This window comes from Roseimaritima sediminicola (assembly GCF_009618275.1).
GTDB lineage: Bacteria > Planctomycetota > Planctomycetia > Pirellulales > Pirellulaceae > Roseimaritima > Roseimaritima sediminicola.
The window spans coordinates 64,607-84,549 of record NZ_WIAD01000026.1 but is presented as its reverse complement, the minus strand read 5'-3'; the positions used below and the strand labels follow the sequence as shown (position 1 = coordinate 84,549).

Sequence of the window (19,943 nt, the reverse complement as noted above, 5' to 3'; positions counted from 1 at the left end):
AAGCCCTCGTGGCATAAGCGTCGGTGCCTGTGAAAACCAGTGGCATAGGCTTCCAGCCTGTGAAAACCAGCCCCCCATCAGCCGCATTCTCATCAGCCGCAGGGCGCTAGCCCACGGTTCCCCTGCACAACCTCCAGTGCGGAACCAGCGGCGTACCGAACCGGACGCTAGCGCGTTGCGGCTGATAGACGCATCAGCCGCATTCTCATCAGCCGCAGGGCGCTAGCCCACGGTTCCCCCGCACAACCTCCAGTACTGAACCAGCGGCGTACCGAACCGGGGGCTATCGCCCAAACGGCTCACCTATTGCCGGCGGCGAAAAAACCGCCGGCCGGGGACATTTTTCCATCTTTCCCCGCGGCCAACTTGTGCGGGGGCCTAGAATGAAAGAGACAGGGCCCGCAAAAAACCCTGCAAAAACGGTCTTACGGGCCTTTCCAGGCGGCCGGCGGCTTCGTGGCATAACGGTTGCTTAACCACGCTCTTGTCTGAAGTGGACCAACCTCTCGTTTACTCACAACTCGTCGGAGTCTCTCTTACATGCCCCTTCGATTCACGTTTTTGCTTCGTCCCCATCGCGCTGTCCCGCTGGCCGCCTTGGTGTTGGCCGCGGTCGTCGCCGCCCCCCAGCGAGCTGCAGCTCAACAAGCCAGCTCGGCTCAGCTCGATGCCACGGTCCTGCAGGGGATCGCCTACCTGGGCAACAAGGCTCAAGCCGATGACGGCTCGTTCAGTGGCCAAGCGGGCCCGGCCGTCACGGCGCTGTGCGTTTCGGCAATCCTGAAAAACCGTCCGCAAGCGATCTCCGATCCGGTGGTCCGCAAAGCGATGGACTACTTGGAAAAGCACCGTCATTCCGACGGCGGCATCTACGCTCCGGGTTCGAAGCACCGCAACTACGAGACCGCCGTGGCCGTAACCGCTTTCCGGCTGACCAACCAAGACGGCAAGTATGACGAGACGTTGGCCGGGGCCGACAGATTCCTGCGCGGCCTGCAGTGGGACGAGGGCGAAGGCATCGAGCCATCGGACACGGCCTACGGCGGAGCCGGTTACGGCAGCCACAACCGGCCCGACCTGTCCAATACGTCCTTTATGATCGAAGCTCTCCGCGAGCTGGGTGCCGACGAAGACGACCCAGCGATCCAGAAGGCGTTGATATTCGTCAGTCGCACGCAGAACCTGGAATCGCCGGCCAACGACACGCCCTTCGCCGCCCTGATCGACGACGGCGGATTTTATTACACGCCTGCCGCCGGCGGACAGAGCCAAGCCAACCAGACGGCCAACGGGGGCCTGCGCAGCTACGGCTCGATGACCTACGCCGGACTGAAGAGCTTGATCTATGCGGGCGTTGAAAAGGATGACCCGCGAGTGAAAGCGGCGATGGACTTTATCCGCGCCCATTACTCGCTGGAGTCCAACCCCGGCATGGGCGCCGCGGGGCTGTACTACTACTACCACACGTTCGCCAAAGCCCTGGACGTGGCCGAGGTCGAAACCCTGAAAGACGCCGAGGGCCAGGCCCACGACTGGAAACAGGAATTGACCGCGGTGCTGGCCGAAAAACAGCAGCCCGATGGTTCGTGGGTCAACGAAGAAAACAAGCGTTGGATGGAAGGCGACGCCAGCCTGGTCACCGCCTACGCCCTGCTGGCCCTGTCGTACTGCAAATAAGGGTGCCGGCCGGCGAAACCACGACGGATTTCGCCGGCTTGTCTTTTATCACCCCCCTGCAAAATCACTAACATCAACCTCGGAAATTGGCATCCGAGGCTCTCGACTGCCATCGCTTCGCGGTTCCGCGCAGCGAGTATCGGTACGATGATAGAGCGTCGCCTCCGCGCTGTTGTCGTCAAACCGCTCGGGCGTCTTTTCAACACCTCTATGTTTCGAATCTTTCCGGAGGCTCCTGTTGTCGAAGCGTCACGTTTCACGGCCTCGAAATCCGGCTCGCCGAAAGCCTCCTACGGATTCCCCATCGGCGACCGCAGAGGCGTCCTCTTCCGATCTGAAGCGAACGGACCGTCGCTCGGAATGGCTTCCCGTTTTGGCGTTTGCTGCTGTGATGGTGATCGTCGCCTGCCAGCCGGTCGGCGGTGATGGGCTGTGGTGGGAGATGAGCCGCGGGCGGGCGGTTTGGGAGGGTCACATCCGACCGAGTGCTTCGCTGTTATCGATGGAATCAGAGGCGGAGGCCGATTGGTTGGGCGGCCTGCCGCTGTATGTCGTTCACCAGAGCCTAGGCTTCAACGGAGGAATGCTGGTTCGGATGATGTTGCCGATCCTTGCGGCTGTTATCCTCTGGAAAACACGACGCTCGCGGCGGTGGTTGTTCGCACCTCACCTGGTTCTCTTCGGATTAACGGCCATCGCACTTTCGGCTGATCTGGGGCTGCAGCCGGTGTTCTACGATCTGGTAGGGATCGCGTTTCTACCTCCATGGCTTCACGATCGCTCTCGCCGTGTTATCGAGCCGGCATCGACGTCTGACACGGCGAGTCCTCTTTCGCGGCCGCAGACGCTTGCCGCCGTTTTGTTCGCCTTTGCGGTCTGGAGCAACCTTGCCGCCGGCTTCGTTCTGGGGGCACTTCTGTGTTTGGTGGCGCTGCTGGATCGATGGCGACGCAAGGCAATCACCCTGCCATGGTGCATGGCGGTGGTGACCGCGATCGCCATCGGTGGCAGCATGAATCCGCGTGGAGTTTTCGCCTGGAGCGATTCGCTGCAAACGCTTCTGCCGTTCCTAGGGAACCCGGGCTATATCCTTTCCGCCACGCCCTGGGGATCGATGCTGCAGAACACGTGGGGCTGGAATCAACTGTATTTTTTAGTCTTGACCGGAATCTGGATCGGTGAGCTCTTCATTCGCCCCAGAACACGTTGTCGGCACGTGAATCAATACGATCTGCTGGGGTTCGCGGTCGTCCAGTGGTTCGCTTGGGCTTCGCTGCAAAACGTCCCTCTAGCCATCCTCTGGCTAACAATAAATCTGGCCATCCGCTGGCGCGGTCCCACGGCGCCGATCGCGACAATGGACCCGCAGCCCGCGGTGCTCAAGCCAAACCGTTGGTCTGTTGCCGGGCAGTCGGCAATCTCGACCTTCGTGCTGCTGGTAGCAATCTGGAGCAGTGGGCTGCTATCGTCGTTCGGATGGGGGATCGACCGGCGTCAGGACTACCGTCTGCTACAAAACAGTTTGCAGCGAACCCGTCCGTATGGGACAGCCTTCGCGGATGACACGCGCAGTGCCGCGATGTTGGCTTGGATCCTGCCGGAACTTCCCTCGCCAGCGGCGGGTCAAACGAGGCTGCGAGTGCAAGACATTCCACTGCGAGCCGTCCGACAAGGACGTTTCGAAAAGCACCTTCAACTGCTGCGCGATCTGAGCCGCAATCGATTGATGCGTTATTGGCGAACGGACGGTTCGGCGGGAGGATATTGGTTGCCCTTTGCCGAACGAAACACCACGCTCATCTGTTTATCGAATACCAATACTGTCGGGATTCGAGGTTTGGAAGACACGCCCTGGCAACCCTTGTCTCTCGACTCGGTCGTGATTCCATTTGCCGTTGCCGGTGACGAAGCCTACGTCCAGCAGATGATCCAAATCCTTCGAAACCGCGAAACGATCGAATATCGGTATTGGCAGTACAGCCCGCCGCCGTCCAGTGGGTCTGCGTTCGATCGTGATCGATTCGGACAGGTCCCGGAGCCGATTTCCGCCGCGGCCGTTTGTGAGCAGACCGAGGTCTTTCGCGCGATGGATTTGCACTACGCGGCGCTTCGCGTCGTGACGGTTGGGCGGAGGCTCTTTCCGGACGATCCATGTTTGCAAGATGCATTCCTGCAGTGCCAACGAGAACTCGCAGATCAGGAACGCATCGATGCTGGGGCGGCCAGTTGGTTTCGGTCACTCGCCGCAACCCCCACGGTCCCCGCGTCACTTCCCGCGGACGATGCGTCCTACGACTTCCAGGCTTCCTTCGATCCTCCTCTCTCTGCGACCGGCGACTCCTCAGCCGCCGAAGCGCTGCGGAGTTTGGTCCCTATCTACCGCCGCGATGGTGCTTCCGAAATGCTCGCAGCGAGCTCCCGGATGGCCGCTGGCAATGCACCGCCACAGGTTCTATACGGATGCCTGTGCGCGGCGCTGGAAAGTGGAAATTATGACCGCGCCGATCAGTTGATCGCCCAACTCAAAAAGCGCGATCTGGCAAGCCCGCTGCGGGAACTTGTGCTGGCCCGAGAAGTCGAGTACCGACCCGAGCATTTCGACAGATCCCGCGGGGCGGGTAGCGTTCGTCACAAAGGAAACGAATAGCATGAGAAAGCCGCTCTTTGCCTGCCTCGCTTTACTACTGATCGCCGGCGTTCTCTACGCGTTCCACACGCGTCAACGACCTCCTCTAGCGGTCGTGACCGCCGGCACCCTGCGTGTCAAGGCGCGCAGCTGCAGCGAATGTCATCTGCAGATCGTCGAAAACTTTCAGTCCGCGCCGCATTCACGGACGCTCCACCGGGGAACCGCCCCCATTGTCAAGTCTCGGTTTCTGAACAAAGAGGCGACGATCGACGGCAGGACATTCCGTTTCTTTGAACAGGAAAACGAACTGTGGTTTCGTGCGGACGACCTGGATTATGCTCGCCGCGTCGACTGGGTGTTCGGCTCCGGAGAGCATGCCATGACGCCGGTGTCGATCGATAAAGATCCTGACGGCCTGGACCGCCTGACCCAGTTGCAGCTTTCCTGGTATGCCGACGATCAACTTCACCCAACGCCCGGCACTGCCCGAACCGCAACCGTTCCTCCGCGACTTGGCAGAACGGCCAACGCCGACGAAACCGAACGCTGCTTCGGCTGCCACGTCAGTTGGCTGCCTCGCAAACGAAAGGTCGATCCGGCGGGCGCGGCGGCGGCGGGAATCGATCTCAAGAACCTAGTCCCCAACCTCGATTGCTCACGCTGCCACAGCGGAGCGGCAGCTCACGCGGCCTCCGACGGTTCAGAACCATTGGATTTTTCCTGGTCTCATCTGACCGCCATCGAATCGATCAACCGTTGTGGAGAATGCCATCGTCGAGCAGATGAAATGACCCCCGAGGAATTAACTCCCGAACATTCTCACCTGGTTCGCTTTGCGCCGGTAGGAATAGCCCTGAGTCCTTGTTTCCAAGAAGCGAATTCGGAAGCAGGACAGAAACACTATCCGCGATTTGACTGCATGTCGTGTCACGATCCTCATCTTCCAACCCGCTCGGATCCCGAGTTTTTCAACGCGACATGTCGGGAATGCCACACGACTCAAGCACGGCAATCCGAAAGTCGAACGCCGCATATCTCCTGCTCCGAGCAACCGTTGACGGCTTCCTGTATCGAATGCCACATGCCCAAGAAAGCCGCCGGTGAAGGACTCGAATTTACCGATCATTGGATCCGCCGAACGCACGACAAACGGGATCCGTAGGCCGGACGGCAACTGCCGACGATGCCTTCAACGACGAACGACGCATGCGGTGGATCGGTTGCTCCAGGCTGCGGCAAAATCTATCGGAAGTCGACGAAACCGAAATTCATGTGAACGGCCGTTTAATTCACCTGAAGGGATGAAACAACCCAGTTAACGGCCTGTGTCGTGCCCCGCCGCCAGCGCGCGCCCCCTCTGCAGAACAGCCTGAAGACAACTTCTTGCTTGACTCAAGGGGGGCATACCCTATCATCGAAACCGCTTAAGGACTGACTAAAGCACCTTAAAATCTTCAATGTGCTGCGGATCGGTCGTTTTGTTGACCGTTGGCGGGCAGACGACTGCCCTGCCTCCAAGGCACGTGCCGAGGCACGTGAGACGTTTACGATCTTTTCTTTTGTCGGAGACTTTTCATGAGAACGGTGAGACGAAACCCCAGAGGTTTCACCCTAGTCGAATTATTAGTCGTTATTGCCATTATTGGAGTTTTGGTCGGACTTTTACTACCAGCTGTTCAGTCCGCTCGCGAAGCCGCCCGCCGGATGCAGTGCAGCAACAATCTCAAGCAGCTCGGGCTTGCGATTCAAAACTATCACGACACGATGAACGCGATCGCCCCGCTGCGAGACCGGAACGACGTGATCTACGGCTCGGATTGGAACACCCAAATCATCAGTTGGCGTGCTCGAATCCTGCCCTACATGGAACAGCAACCCCTTTATGATCGGGTGGACTTCACCATTCCGCATTGGTGGTCGGGCAACCAAAGGCCCAACACAAACTGGACCATCGCTCCGACGGTGGTGGCCAGTTTTCGCTGTCCCAGTGACGGCGGAAACGGCAATGTGAATTGGATCGATCCGGCGGGAAACAAGCAAACCGGGCATCCGTCGAACAGCAATTACGGAGCGACGAATTACTTTGCCTGCACCGGTCCCGACGCCCAGCTTCGTTGGAATGGCAAAAGCCTAGGCTTCTTTGATGGCATCCGTTATCAGGGCCCGACACGCAGGGGTAGCACCCGTGATTTCGGGTCGATCACCGACGGCCTCTCCAATACGATCGCCTTCTCGGAAGGGATCATTGGGCATCCTCGTATCAACGAGAACCCGTCGGCAAACGCGTCCGGCACCTACGCAGCCCAAGCGGCAACCTACACACAAACGGACAATCTGTGTGCGGGTAACCCTAGCACCAGTTCAACAAACGCCCGCGGCAATAGTTGGTTGCGTGGATACAGCGCCAATGACCTCTCCTTTAGCACGCTGATGTCGCCCAACAGCGATCTGTGGGATTGCCATAAAAACAGTAACTGGGCAATGTACGCTGCGCGTTCGCAGCACCCGGGCGGGGTGCTGGTTGGTGTCGGCGATGGCAGTGTTCAGTTCATGGCAGAAACTGTCGATTACGCGACCTACCGGGCGCTGGGCGGTAGCTTCGACGGTGAGACCGCTCAATTTGATTGATCGGACCTAGCGAGATCCCCGCCCCCGTCCTCGCTGGTTCGCCCCGGTGTGGACAGGGGCGTTTTGTTGAGTCGTAATCACAACGCTCCTTCCTTTGTTTTGAGATCCCTAATCGATGAAGCTTACGAATCTTTCCAAAGCCCTCTCGCTCGCACTTCTGACTGGGTTGCTGACCCTGCCTCTGGTTGGCTGCGGAGTCGAATCGGAACCACTCGGCGTGGATGAAGATGACACCGCGATAACCGAAGATCCCGAATACATCGAAGGCGAAGAGGGAACCTAAGGCGAACGACCGGCAACATCGAAAGAATCGGTTCGTCTGCTAAGCACGTCGGCATGAATCTTTCGGTGAAACCCCGCGACAACACCCTCCCGCGCAGCGGGAGGGTCGGGCTCTTAGGCCCGGGGAGGGCCCTGCGAAAACCCTCTCCGGGCCTAAGAGCCCGACTCTCCCAAAGGGAGAGTGATGCCGAATTAAAGGTTGCGACGTGCTTAGTGAATCGGCCGACAACGTGCTTTGCCGCCTTGCCTTTTGCATTTCCGTGCTCCGCTGACGATAATGAACGGTCAGCCCTTCGCGACGCTGCCCCCCTATCCTGGCGGGTGCCTTTTTTAAGTTCCGCCGCCGGTCGCAAAGAATTCGTATTGATTCGAACGGCGGGTTGCACGATAAAAAAGACATACCAGGTTAGGGTATATTCCTTTGTCCTTTGGAACCGATCACTTTGTTTCTTTCGCCTGTCCTCCACCGAACCACCCAGCTTTGCCTGCTCGCGGCCATCGTGATGCAGCCGCTGGCGGTCCGCGCGGCTCAGGTCAGCTGCCAGGACGGACAAAACTCCGTCGCGGCATTATCGAGCGAAGGATGCCAGTGCTGCCAAGCGGCTCAGACCTCAACGTCCTGCGGATGCTGTCGCCAAGTGTCCACCAGGAGTTGCTGTGACCGCAGCGGCTCCGGCGACCATCAACAGGCCGGCGATCAAGCCGCCCACGAGGAATCCACCGTCGGCGGCCACGCTGCTGTGGCCGCTTCCGAATCGGTGCCGGGCGTGCAAGCGAATTGCCTGTGCGGTGTGGATGGCGAACCTGCGGTACCGCCCAGCCCTCGGGCGCCCAGCAGCGAGCAGCGTGATCTTCCTCTGGTGGCGATGCTCGACGCCAGCGATCTGGCTGGCGCGATCCTGGTGCCGCGTCCGCGTCCTGATCTCTGCGCCGGTATCGGATCCTCGTACGACCATTTTGGACAACGTCTGCTGTGTAGCTGGCGGCTGTAAGCCCGCCGGCCTCTGGGACGTGCTGCGCATGCGGTGCGTCACCATCTGTTTCGAGCGTGATGCGTTTGCCTCGTGCGATCGACCTCGTGGTCCACTCAGGCCCCACAGATTCAATCGCCCGGGCCCTGATTCGCGGCTCGCTCGTCTGAACGTCACCTTTTTCAACTGATTCAGCCATCAGCCGGACCGGCGGAATCGCGGGATGAACTATCCCGCGTCCTCTCGCAACGGCTCACTCTGCACGACCGAACCGCAATGGACGCGGGGCAGGGCAGTGCAGACGGCTAAAGGACGATGCACTATGCAGGACGAACATTCCAAACACCCCGGCGACGCCGCCGATGCGGCAAAGCCCAGCGGCGACCCAACCAGCGACGCGCGTTCCAACGCCGACGGTACTGTTGTGCCTGCGTCGCCGGGCGCCACAGCCGATCCGTACGCCTCGCCCGAGAATCCGTACGCCGCGTCTGAGAACGCGGCGCCTGCTGCACAGCCTGCTCCGGCCTCTCCTGGGACCGAAGAGCCGGTAGCGGCAAACCCCACAGCCACCGAACAGACCACAGCACCGGCGCGCGGTGACTCGGCGGGTGAATCCTTCGCGCGGCTTCTGGTCCGCGTCGGCATCCAGTCGGCGGCGGTGTTGACGGTGATCGCACTGGGGCTGTTCGTGCTGGGCTGGGTGCAACGCTCTGGCTGGGTAACCCGCGATGGCTTCGGCGGCGACGAGGACGCATCGGCCGCAGTAGCCACGGGCGATGCGAACACCCGTTACATCTGTCCGATGCTGTGCACGCCTCCATCGAGCGAACCGGGACGCTGCCCGGTGTGCGAAATGGAACTGGTGCCGGCAACCGGCGGTGGCGGCGGCGACGGCATCTCGGTGTCGATCGAACCGGCGGCCCGCCGCTTGGTCGGTATCCAAACGGCCGTCAGCACCAGCGGTGAGGTCCATCGCACGATTCGCACCATCGGATCGATCGATTACGACGAGAGTCGCCAGAGCACGATCTCCGCGTATATCGATGGCCGGCTGGAAAAGCTGTACGCCAACTACGCGGGCGTGAAAGTCAATCAAGGCGACGACCTGGCGTTGATCTACAGCCCCGAGCTGTACTCCGCCCAGACCGAGTACGTGACCAGTCTGGAAACCGGCTCGATCGGTCGCTTTGAAATCAACCGCGCCGACCTTCAGGAGATGGCCAAGGAGAAACTGATCGAACTGGGCATGACCGAAGACCAGATCGCGGAGCTGCGCCGCTCGCGCAAAGCCTCCTCGCGGATTCGCATTAAATCGCCGCAGAGTGGAACCGTGATCGAGAAGGCGGCCGTCGAAGGCGACTACGTCAAAACGGGACAGAAGATCTACCGTGTCGCTGATCTGAGCACCGTGTGGTTGATGCTGGACCTGTTTCCCGACGACGCCGCTCTGGTGCGTTTCGGCCAACAGGTCGAAGCCGAAGTTCGCTCGTTGCCCGGCGAAGTCTTCACCGGCCGCGTGGCTTTTATCGATCCGGTGGTAAACCCGCAAACCCGCTCGGTGCGAGTGCGGGTCGAGATCATGAACTTCGACGGCAAACTGCGGCCGGGCGATTACGCCACGGCTCGAATCAGCGTGCCGACGGTGCCGCGCGACCTGGTTTACGATCCGGCCCTGGCGGGCAAGTACATCAGTCCCATGCACCCGCAGGTGATTCGCGATGATCCCGGCGATTGTCCTCTGTGCGGAATGGACCTGGTGCCCACGTCGACGCTGGGTTTCGCCAGCGAACCGATCCCTCAACGCGATGTCGTCAAGGTGCCGCGAGATGCGGTGCTGTTGGCCGGCGACACCAGCGTTCTGTACGTGGAAACCGACCCCGGACGATTCGAAATCCGCCGTGTGACGGTGGGCGCGATGAGCGACACCGAAGCGGTGATCGTGGAGGGTCTGGCGGTGGGCGAACGGGTCGCCACCAGCGGCAACTTCCTGATCGATTCGCAGATGCAACTGGCGGGCAATCCGTCGCTGCTGGACCCCAGCAAGGCGGTCACCCACGCCCCGGGGCCGCTGCCGCTGCCGCCCTCCGAACCGGCACTGTTGGCCGGGGAATCGGGTCAGCAGTTCGACCGAGCGTACGCGGCGTACTTTGAACTGCAATCCGCGATGGCGGCCGATACGGCTCCGCCGCCGGTGGCTTTGAACACAATGATCGACGCGCTCTCGCGGCTGGAGTCGTTGGCCGACGTACCGGATGAAGCCCAGCGTCGTTTCGCGCGAGCTCGCCGAGCCGCCGGGCGGATGGACGGTTCTCTGGAAACCGCTCGAGACGCCTTCCGCACCGTCAGCCACTCGCTGCTGCGAGCGGCCACCGAAGCACGAGGACCACAGACGGCCTCTGGCCTCTCGCATTATTACTGCCCGATGGTCCCCGGCGGCGGCGGCGACTGGATGCAGCCCGGTGGCCAACTGGCCAACCCGTACTGGGGCGAGGAAATGCTTCGCTGTGGCGAAACCGTTTCGGACCTTGCCATGGAATCGGTACCCGCAATCGCTTCGGCGCCCGAGTAGGAGACAAGGCCCCATGTTACGAGCCATCATCCATTTCTGCGTTCGCGAACCGTGGCTGGTCTTGCTGCTGGCCATCGGCGTGAGCATCGCCGGCTGGTTCAGTTATCGCGCGGTCCCCATCGATGCGATTCCGAACGTCGGTGAGAACCAGGTGATCGTCCTGACCTCCTGGCCGGGACGTTCGCCCAAGGACATCGAGGACCAGGTCACGTATCCGCTCAGTGTGTCGCTGTTGGCTGTGCCGGGCGCGGAATCGGTCCGCGGCAAAAGCATGTTCGGCAACAGCTTTGTCCAGGTCACCTTCAAGGACTCGATCGATTTCTACTGGGCCCGCAGCCGCGTCTCGGAACAACTGGGCACGGCGGCCAGTAAATTGCCCGAGGGCGTGGTGCCGCAGCTGGGGCCCGACGCCACGGGGCTTGGCCAGGTGTACTACTACGTGCTCCGCCCTCCGGCCGAAGGCATGTCGCTGGCGGACCTGAGAAGCCTGCAAGACTTCGTCGTCCGCTACGAACTGCAGGCCGTGGAAGGGGTCAGCGAAGTGGCCTCGATCGGCGGCTATGTCCGTCAGTACCAGATCGAAGTCGACCCGGACAAACTGCGTTTCCACAACGTCTCGCTGGACAAACTGGCCGCCGCCATCCAGTCCTCGAACCTGGACGTGGGCGCCAAGACGGTGGAAACCACCGGCATGGAATTCATCGTTCGCGGCAAAGGGTTCCTCGGAACCGGCGGCGACACGGCCCAGACCATCGCCGACATCGAGGACACGGTCGTGCTGCAGCGCGAAGGCGTACCGGTACGCGTGGCCGATGTGGCCCGCGTGCAACTGGGGCCGGACTTTCGCCGCGGTGCGTTGGACTACAACGGCAGCGAAGCGGTGGGCGGCGTGGTCGTGATGCGGTACGGCGAAAACCCGCGCACGGTGATCGAACGCGTCAAAGAAACGATCCGCGATATCGAACCGGCCCTCGGCGGGGTGACCATCCACGGCGTGTACGACCGCACGGGCTTGATCGACGAGACCATGGGCACGCTGACCGGTGCGCTGCGTGATGAGATCCTGATCACCGCGGTGATCATCCTGCTGTTCCTGATGCATATCCGCACCAGCTTTGCGGTGGCGATCTGTTTGCCGGTGGCCGTGCTGATGTCCTTTATCGCCATGCAGGCCTGGGGCGTGGGCGCGAACATCATGTCGCTGGCGGGAATCGCGATCGCAATCGGCACGATGGTCGACATGGCGATCATCGTCAGCGAGAACATTTACCAGCATCTGGCCGACTGGGAACGCCAGGCGGGAGACACGCCGCAACAGCGCGGCGGCCGACCGCTGAAGAACCGCGCCGACGTCGTCTACGAAGCGGCCGTGGAAGTCGCCCCGGCGGTGGTCACGGCCGTGGCCACGACGATCGTCAGTTTCCTGCCGGTGTTCTTCCTGACCGGGCGCGACTACCGCTTGTTCTCGCCCCTGGCTTATACCAAGACCTTTGCCATCGCCGCGGCGATGATCACCGCCGTCACGATCGTGCCCGCCCTGTGCCGGCTGCTGCTCCGCAGTTCCCGGCAAAACCGCGTGACCGCCGCGGCCGTGGGAGCGATCGCGGCCGGCCTGTTCGGCGCGGCCGGAATGTTGGTGATCAGCCAGTCGTCGGCGGTGCGGATCGCCGGCTGGGTCGGCGTCGGCGAGCAGGCGGTTGCGGGCTGGGTCCTGCACGCGACGCTGGCGGCGATGTTGTCGGCGATCGGTTTTGTGTTCGGTTGGGTGTTGATGCGCGAGCGGATCCGTCCGATCGAAGCGATTCCCTCCAGTCGCTTTGTGCGCTGGATCTACGCCGCCCGCCTGCGTTACGCGCTGAATCATAAACTCATCGCGTTGTCGTTCCCCGCGATGCTGTTGGTGCTGGGCCTGGGCGCCTACCTGGGGTTACCGAAAGTCCTCCAGCCGGTCGAACGCGTGGCGGGCGTGTTCGGTGCGGACCTGAACGAAGTTCCCGGATACGTGGACGCCAAACACCTGTTCACGGGCCTGCAAAGCGACGACTGGATCGCCCTGGATGAGGGCAGCTGGTTCTACATGCCCACGCTGTATCCGGCCGCCAGTTTTTCTCAGGCGATGCAGATCCTGCAGACCCAGGATGTGTTGATCGGCGAGATCCCCGAAGTGGCCGACGTGCTGGGGAAAATCGGCCGCGTCGAATCGGCCCTGGATCCGGCTCCGGGGGGCATGGTCGAAACCTACGTGATGCTGAAGCCGCAAAGCGAGTGGCGTGAGGGCGTCACCGCCCGGGACATCTGGGACGAGATCAACCGGGTGGCAACGCTGCCCGGCGTGACGCCCGCTTCGGCGCTGCAGCCGATCGAGGGCCGCGTGGTGATGTTGCAGTCGGGCATCAAGGCGCCGATGGCGATTCGTATCTACGGCGATCAACTGGATGCGTTGGCCGAGGCGGCGATGGACGTCGCCGCCGAACTGAAGAAATCGCCGCTGGTCAACGCCGGCACGGTCAATCCGGACATCGTGCTGGGCAAACCCTACGTGGAATTTACCGTCGACCGCGACGCCGCCTCACGCTATGGGATGAGCTCGGCGATGGTCAACCAAGTGATCGAAACCGCCCTCGGCGGGATGAACCTGATCAACACGGTCGAGGGCCGCGAACGGTATCCGGTGCGGCTGCGGTACAACCGCAACCTCCGCGAAAACATCGACGGGCTGGCTCGTTTGCCGGTGGTCACCGGTAGCGGTGCGGTGGTTCCGCTGGAAGAACTGGCCACCCTGGAAACGTCCTGGGGTCCGGGTGCGATCAACAGCGAGAACGGACGCCTGGTGGCGCACGTGTCGTTCATGACCAGCGGCGTTCGAGGCGACCTGGAATCGATTTCCGCGATCGAGGAACAACTTCGCGCCGCCCAGATGCTGCCGATCTCCAACCCCCAGCGTTTGGATCTACCGGCCGGTTACTCCCTGGAAGCGGTCGGCAGTTTCCGGAATCAGATCGAAGCGAACCGCCGGCTGATGTGGATCATTCCGTTGGTCCTGGGCATCAACCTGCTGTTGATCTACTTCGAATTTCGCAGCCTGCCGATCTCGTTTGCCGTCTTTACCGGGATCCCGGTCGCCTTTGCCGGCGGGATGGTGTTGGTGGCCTGGATGGAGGTCGAACTGAATACGGCCGTCTGGGTCGGATTCATCGCATTGTTCGGTTTGGCGGTCGACGATGGTGTCGTGATGGCAACCTACATTCGGCAATTGCTGAAGCGACGCCGCGTCCGATCGGTCCAAGACATTCGCGACACGGTCTACGAAGCCGGTCTGAAACGGATCCGTCCCTGCATGATGACGACGGTCACCACGTTGGCAGCCTTGTTGCCGGTGTTGTTGGCCACCGGCCGCGGCGCGGACGTGGCCGCGGCGATGGCGATCCCGGTGTTTGGCGGCATGTTGGCCGAACCCTTCACATCCTTCATCGTGCCCACGCTGTACAGCGCCTACCTGGAAACCAAGATGCGACTCGGACTGTCCGACGAACTTTGGAACCCGTCCGAAGCCGACCTTCTGACCTCTACCACGAACCCCGAGGAAACCATGGCAGCCTAAATCGTTCCTACGTTCTTTTGCTCGAAGCCCCCGCGAGTCGGAGACTCGCAACACTACCCCAACGGAGTTCCCCCTGATGAAGATGATGCTTTCTACCGCCGCGATCCTGTTAGCACTGGGTGCCAACGGTGCGGTTGCCCAACGGCCCACCAGCGATGCACACGCTGGCCACAATCACCGCGTCGACAACGCCGTCACACATCCCGCCTCGACACGCACAGCCCAAGGGCCCCGCGGCGGAACGTTGCGGCAAGCCGGTCCGTGGCAACTGGAAACCGTGGTCACCCAGGCCGGCATCCAAATGCACGTGTACGATGCCTCGGGCACGGCCGTGCGGGTTGACAGCGCGCGCGGTGCGGCGAGGTTGCGAATCGAAGGCAACGCCAAACGATACCGTTACGACCTGCTGCCCGACGGCCGCGGTAGCCTGACCGCGCCGGTGAACCTGTCCAAAATTGCCGGTCGACAGATCGAAGTCGAAGTGACGTTGCTGGGACTGGGGCAGGGCCCGGTGTCGTTGACCGAAGTGGCGACGGTTCCGGCCAGCGAAGCTCAGTTGGCAGCCGCCGCGATCGCTCGCCAGAAGATCTGTCCGGTCAGCAGCAAACCGCTGGGCAGTATGGGCGACCCGGTCGCCGTCGCACTCGGCGGCGACCGTGTTTTCGTCTGCTGTGCAAGCTGCGTTGGTGCCGTCGAAAGCAACCCCGCCAAGTACGTCAGCGGTCGCCCCGAGGTCACCGTGGCTTCGGCGACCAAGGCCGACGCCGACACGATCGCTCGGCAGAAAGTCTGCCCGGTGATGGATGAACCGCTGGGCAGCATGGGCACCCCGGTCAAGGTTTCGGTCGGCGACAAGCCGATCTTCCTGTGCTGCAAAGGGTGCGTGAAGAAGATCCAAGCCGAACCGGCCAAGTACCTGGCGAGGGTGTATGGCAATCCGGCGGGCGGATCGCCGAACGCCACGGCGACTCCCGCCGCCGCGGTCAAGGCGGACGCAGCGAGTCAGTCCGCGGTCGTCCCTGCCGGCACCGAAGCGGTGCGGGCGGGTGTCTTTAAAGTGAGCGGTGCGGACAAGCCCTTCATCGCCGCGCAGAAAAAGTGCCCGGTCATGGACGAGCCACTCGACGCGATGGGCGGTCCGTACAAAGTCCATGCGGCCGGTCGGGCGATCTACATCTGCTGTCCCGGATGTGCCAAACGGATCGCGGCGGACCCGCAGAAGTACCTGAAGGCTCTCGAAGCACAGGGCGTCCAAGCTCCGAAGCTTCGTTGACCTCTTTCGCATCCGCGGGGGTGGTGTCACGGAAGCCGGCTCGAGTGGCCAGCCGAAGTCACGCTGCCCCCGCCGTTTTTTTTTGCTCGCTGCCAGCCACTGGCCGATGGTCCGAGATCAACCAGGAAGTGAGCCGCACGGCCTTTTCAGCGTTCGGCGTAACGAGAAATACGACGCGAGACCGCAGGGTTTCCGGCGTCTGCGGACACCATACCCTAGTCCGGTATGTGATTTGCGTTTGCATTTTTGCGGTGCGATAAGCAGGCAGGAACATTCGACGTTTCGTGTCGCTCTTGCCCTTCCGACCTTACCCAACTGTTTTAGCAATTCAGGAGAGCAACGTATGGCTACCGCAACCGCATCGAAACAGGACTGTATCCGCAACTGCCAGGAATGTCAGACGACGCTAGCAGACATGTTGACCGACACGTGTTTGAAAGAGGGCGGCGATCACGTTGCCCAGCAGCACGTCAAGGTGATGCTCGACTGCATGGCTTCGTGCAGCGCGTGCATCGATTTCATGAGCCGCAACAGCGACTTCCACAAACATTATTGCCGCGCCTGTGCCGAGATTTGCAAGGCGTGTGCGGAGAGCTGTGAAAAGGTGGGTGGCATGGACAAGTGCGTCGAGTGCTGCCGCAAGTGCGAGCAGAGCTGCACCGCCATGGCTGCCTAAGATGTGGCACAGGCTTCCTGGCTGAGGTTCGCGCCGGCGCGAGCCGTTTCTCGCCAACTGAACATCAAATCACCGCCGCGACATTCCCCGCATCTTTGTCTATTTTCTTCCCTGCATCCTCGGCTCCGATTCGTTAGGATGATTCTCAGACTCGTCGTTGACGAAGTTTCTTCCTTCAATTTTGGAATGGGGCAATGGACGAAAGAAAAGGACGGGAAGGGGTCGCGGCCGGTGCGCAGGACGAATCCGATCCGGTGCTGGTCGTGGTTCGCGATTCCTCGGGGTGGCTGCTGGGCGACGCGGTCCAATACGACGCCGCTTTGACGCTGTGGGCGTCGCTGTCGGAGGACCCACACGACTGGCAGGAAGTGGCCGCGTACTGGCCGCGATACCGGACGCCGGTCGTCGCGGGTGAAGTCACCGACTTGGCACTGCACGCCTCGGACCGCGAAACGGCTTTTCGTCGGCTGGGATCCACCGCAGACTGGCTGTTGTTCGACCTGGTGGACAAGCGGATTTTTACGGGGCGCGAAATCCAATTGCTGACGCCCCACGCGACGCTGGAGTTGGCTCCGAAGGAAGCTTCGCAGAGTTACCCGTTGCCGTTTCACCTGCCGCCCTGGTGGGAGCTGCACGAACACGTCGAGGCGGAGGCGGCCAAATCGCCGCGGGAGAACGAACCCCGAATTCCTCACGCCGATCGGGACCTGCTGTACGGCGACGTCATGCTGAAGGACCTTGCCGGGCGCGTCGCCTCCGTGTTCCTCGAAGACGGCATTCCCGAAGGCTCGCCCGAGCAGCGTGAGGTGTACCGGGCGCTGTATCAGAAAACCGTGGAAGTGCACCGAGACTGGTTGATGACACCGCGCGAAGAACTGGCCGGGGGCAAGCCTCGCGACCTCCTGCACGGAGCACACGACTGGTGCGAGAGCGTGATCGAAGGCCAACGGCGACGGTTATCCGCCGGAGGCACCGTCGTGGCCGCCCCGAAGGACACGTACGGCTTTTCCCAGGCTCCGATGGGACGCGAAGAATTGTTGATGTACTTCCACCTCTGTCGCGATGTGATCGAGGCGGGATGGCTGTGGTGCCTGAAGCAACAGCAGGCGCACCGCCCCAACAACGCTGGCGATCGCGACGCGATCGTGCGGCAGTTGATCGCCGTCATGTCGTCGGCCAAAACCAGTTGGCTGAAGGAACCGTTCGAAGGCGGTTCCCCACCGCAGTTCGTGATCGAGTGCAGTCGCAGGCGAGTCCCCTGTGGCGACAACCTGCCCATCGTCGGGATGGAAACCTGGGAAGGCGAATCCCACACGTTGGATTGCAACTGCCCGATCTGCGACCTGCTGCACTCGGGCGTCTTCGGCCCGAGCTTTTCGATGTTCACCGGCGAGAGCCTGGAGATGGACGGCGAGTTCGCCTTCTCACAGCACGAGACTCTCGAAGCGTTCCGGGAAGAACAGCTGCTGTTTGGCGACTGGGACGAGCCCGACGATGATGACCTGGCCGGCATCGCGTCAGCCGCCGGCGATGAAGCGGGCGCCGGCGATGAAGCGGCCGACGAGTTTCGCTCGGCCTGGAGCAGTCCGATGACCGAGGGGCCGCTGCCGGGAGATCCCCACGGGCATATGAAGCTGGCGTTTCGGTTGGCGGAAATCATCAGCGACCTGGAGTTCGCTGGCGCTAGCCAGCAGACGATCACCAGCGTGAACAACGCCTTCGCCTGCTATGTCCAGCAGGAAGGCGGCGATCAAAGGGCCGCGGCCGGGTCGCTGCAGCAACAACTCGAACTGACCGCCGGCCAGCACCCCGAGCTGCGTTCGAAGATCTCCGACTTTCAGTCCCTGATCGACGAGCGCCAGCGCGTCATACCCTAACGTCGCGGCAGCCATTACCGCTTGCTACCCGTGAGCCGTTTGGACTCAGGCGTTCAGCGGTACGTCCGGAGAATCGGCCAGGTTAACCCAGACGTGCACGTGGGGCGAACCGCGGAAGTGCCAAACGAACGAGGGGCCTTCCAGACGCCAGTTGTCCCAGACCTCGTCACCGCCGATGTCGTGGTCGCTGTAGAAGGCCAGGTGGCAGGCATCCAGTCCGCCCTGAGCCTTGATGCAGGAGAGCGCTTCGCTGCGATCGCTGTCGCGATACATTTCCAGCATCATTTGCAGCACGCGCTGCAGGTGTTCCTTCTGGTCGGCCGACATCTCGCTGCCGGGCAACCCCGGCAGGTCGGCCTCGGGACCACGAAAGGCCACGCTCTGCTCGCGCGGCGTCTTGGGCCGCAGGGCCAGTTTGCGCTGTTTGCCGTCGAGCATCTTATACAGGCCGTTGGCCGCGACCGCCTGAGGCCAGAACACGTTGTCGATGTGATCCTTGCCCTCATTAAAACCATCGGCCGCGTGCCCGTAGAAAATCGGTCCGCCAAAGGCCACATGGTCGGCCGAGTTGCCGTCGCAGCGAAGCGTCATGTGGCGGCCGGTCAGCACGAGTTCAAATTTATCTTCGTGGGGATTACCGAAAATCGCCAAGCTCTGATCGTTGCCGAACCCGCCGGCGTCGTCTTCGAGTTGTTGATCGTAGCGATCGTGCCACTCGGGGGCGATGATCGATTCAAAGATGTCGCGGACCAATTGCTGTTGGTCATCGGTATAAAAATCGCTGACCAATTCGTGCTTGGTCACGTTCCAGTTATTCGCCACGAAGGAGCGCAGCAAGCCGCGCCGCGGGTCTTGGTGATCCCAGGCAAAGCAGACTTCTTCGCGTTGCTTGGGGCTGAGCGAATCGTACAGGACGCGCGTCAACGATTCGGAAGTCGGGTTGGCCTCTGCCGCTCGGGATCGGGCGGGAGCGGCAGCCGCAGCGGTCAAAGCGGCGGAAGAACCAAGAAACTCGCGACGCGTGGGACGAATCGTCATTGCGAAACCTCAGCGATAGGACGGAGGGATTCAGAAGGTGAGAACCTGCAATGTAAGGCACTCGCGCCGCAACGTCCACAAAATCCGCCTCGCCCCCGTCTCCAAAAGACTCTTCAAAACTTAATGCCTCAGCACTCTCCGCAGAGTCTGTCTAGTATGTCCCGACGCGAGCGAAATCTATTCCAACCAACGTTTACCACTCCGCTCGCCTCAGAGGCTGACCGTGGGCTGGGCCGGTTCGGCGGAGCCGCTGCGCTCGGGGTTCTCGCCCGCGTCGGCATCACGCTCGGCGGCCTGCTCGCGGAGCTCCAGCAGTTCGGCTCGCAGTTGGTTGTACAGCGGCGCCAATTCCATCCACTGGTCTTCGTCGCGAAACTTGATGGGGCGGCCTTCTTCGCCGGCGACCAAGCGGGTCATCTCGGTGCGGAGCCGGTACACGGGTCCGGCGAAACGGTTGGTCATCCGCAGCACGTCATGGGCCACGATCGGCAGCAGCACCAACACGCCGGGAGTCCAAAAGAGCGCATCCCAAGCGAAAGTGCTCAGGTGCTGCGACCAGGAGAGGGTCGGATCGGAGAGCGCCTGGGAGAAGAACAGGACGCAGCACATGTACAGCAGCCCCGCACCGGCATATATCCCGGCCCGACACAGTAAGGTGCCTTGAACGGGTCGGTCGATCATCAATTGGACGCGCAGCGGCGTCGTGGATTGCTTGGCCATGG

General features: G+C 61.7%; 13 protein-coding genes. 11 read left to right on the top strand and 2 right to left on the bottom strand.

The window, feature by feature from the left end:
- Positions 1-540 precede the first annotated feature (540 nt).
- The 11 genes from GE027_RS13600 (at position 541) to GE027_RS13550 (ending at position 18,183) form a co-directional block, all read left to right on the top strand.
- Positions 541-1,677, top strand: coding sequence for a prenyltransferase/squalene oxidase repeat-containing protein (locus tag GE027_RS13600; RefSeq protein WP_153557748.1), 1,137 nt, complete (start codon positions 541-543; stop codon positions 1,675-1,677).
- 373 nt (positions 1,678-2,050) lie between these two features.
- Positions 2,051-4,324 (top strand): hypothetical protein, encoded by a 2,274-nt coding sequence (locus GE027_RS13595; protein ID WP_153557747.1) that lies wholly within the window; start codon positions 2,051-2,053, stop codon positions 4,322-4,324.
- Positions 4,236-5,468 (top strand): hypothetical protein, encoded by a 1,233-nt coding sequence (locus GE027_RS13590; RefSeq protein ID WP_153557746.1) that lies wholly within the window; start codon positions 4,236-4,238, stop codon positions 5,466-5,468. Before GE027_RS13595 ends, GE027_RS13590 begins: the two co-directional genes overlap by 89 nt.
- 413 nt (positions 5,469-5,881) lie before the next feature.
- A complete protein-coding gene (locus GE027_RS13585; RefSeq protein WP_153557745.1) occupies positions 5,882-6,934 on the top strand; it encodes a DUF1559 family PulG-like putative transporter in 1,053 nt (350 codons plus the stop codon).
- A 115-nt stretch (positions 6,935-7,049) separates the two neighbouring features.
- Positions 7,050-7,217, top strand: a complete 168-nt coding sequence (locus GE027_RS13580; protein WP_153557744.1) for a hypothetical protein — start codon at positions 7,050-7,052, stop codon at positions 7,215-7,217.
- Between the two features lie 637 nt (positions 7,218-7,854).
- Positions 7,855-8,208 (top strand): hypothetical protein, encoded by a 354-nt coding sequence (locus GE027_RS13575; RefSeq protein ID WP_153557743.1) that lies wholly within the window; start codon positions 7,855-7,857, stop codon positions 8,206-8,208.
- 622 nt (positions 8,209-8,830) lie between these two features.
- The gene (locus GE027_RS13570) at positions 8,831-10,756 is read left to right on the top strand and encodes an efflux RND transporter periplasmic adaptor subunit (RefSeq protein ID WP_237607529.1); all 1,926 of its coding nucleotides are present in this window, start codon (positions 8,831-8,833) and stop codon (positions 10,754-10,756) included.
- 13 nt (positions 10,757-10,769) lie between these two features.
- Entirely contained in the window at positions 10,770-14,357 is a 3,588-nt protein-coding gene (locus GE027_RS13565) for an efflux RND transporter permease subunit (protein WP_153557741.1), read from the top strand.
- A gap of 82 nt (positions 14,358-14,439) precedes the next feature.
- Entirely contained in the window at positions 14,440-15,630 is a 1,191-nt protein-coding gene (locus GE027_RS23435; protein ID WP_390621597.1) for a hypothetical protein, read from the top strand.
- A gap of 343 nt (positions 15,631-15,973) precedes the next feature.
- Positions 15,974-16,306, top strand: coding sequence for a four-helix bundle copper-binding protein (locus tag GE027_RS13555; protein ID WP_153557740.1), 333 nt, complete (start codon positions 15,974-15,976; stop codon positions 16,304-16,306).
- Positions 16,307-16,500: 194 nt separating this feature from the next.
- Positions 16,501-18,183: a hypothetical protein gene (locus tag GE027_RS13550; RefSeq protein ID WP_153557739.1), complete on the top strand. Its 1,683-nt coding sequence runs from the start codon at positions 16,501-16,503 to the stop codon at positions 18,181-18,183.
- 45 nt (positions 18,184-18,228) lie between these two features.
- Here the strand turns inward: GE027_RS13550 and GE027_RS13545 are convergent, their stop codons facing one another.
- Entirely contained in the window at positions 18,229-19,221 is a 993-nt protein-coding gene (locus GE027_RS13545) for a DUF3500 domain-containing protein (protein ID WP_153557738.1), read from the bottom strand.
- A 210-nt stretch (positions 19,222-19,431) separates the two neighbouring features.
- Positions 19,432-19,941 carry a hypothetical protein gene (locus GE027_RS13540; RefSeq protein WP_153557737.1) on the bottom strand — a complete coding sequence of 170 codons (510 nt, stop codon included), beginning with the start codon at positions 19,939-19,941 and terminating at the stop codon, positions 19,432-19,434.
- Between the last annotated feature and the right edge of the window lie 2 nt (positions 19,942-19,943).

Bases quoted from the DNA above. Each gene is read 5' to 3' on its own strand.
- GE027_RS13600 (WP_153557748.1), top strand. From the start codon at position 541: ATGCCCCTTCGATTCACGTTTTTGCTTCGTCCCCATCGCGCTGTCCCG.
- GE027_RS13585 (WP_153557745.1), top strand. From the start codon at position 5,882: ATGAGAACGGTGAGACGAAACCCCAGAGGTTTCACCCTAGTCGAATTA.
- GE027_RS13580 (WP_153557744.1), top strand. From the start codon at position 7,050: ATGAAGCTTACGAATCTTTCCAAAGCCCTCTCGCTCGCACTTCTGACT.
- GE027_RS13565 (WP_153557741.1), top strand. From the start codon at position 10,770: ATGTTACGAGCCATCATCCATTTCTGCGTTCGCGAACCGTGGCTGGTC.
- GE027_RS23435 (WP_390621597.1), top strand. From the start codon at position 14,440: ATGATGCTTTCTACCGCCGCGATCCTGTTAGCACTGGGTGCCAACGGT.
- GE027_RS13555 (WP_153557740.1), top strand. From the start codon at position 15,974: ATGGCTACCGCAACCGCATCGAAACAGGACTGTATCCGCAACTGCCAG.
- GE027_RS13550 (WP_153557739.1), top strand. From the start codon at position 16,501: ATGGACGAAAGAAAAGGACGGGAAGGGGTCGCGGCCGGTGCGCAGGAC.
- GE027_RS13545 (WP_153557738.1), bottom strand. From the start codon at position 19,221: ATGACGATTCGTCCCACGCGTCGCGAGTTTCTTGGTTCTTCCGCCGCT.
- GE027_RS13540 (WP_153557737.1), bottom strand. From the start codon at position 19,941: ATGGCCAAGCAATCCACGACGCCGCTGCGCGTCCAATTGATGATCGAC.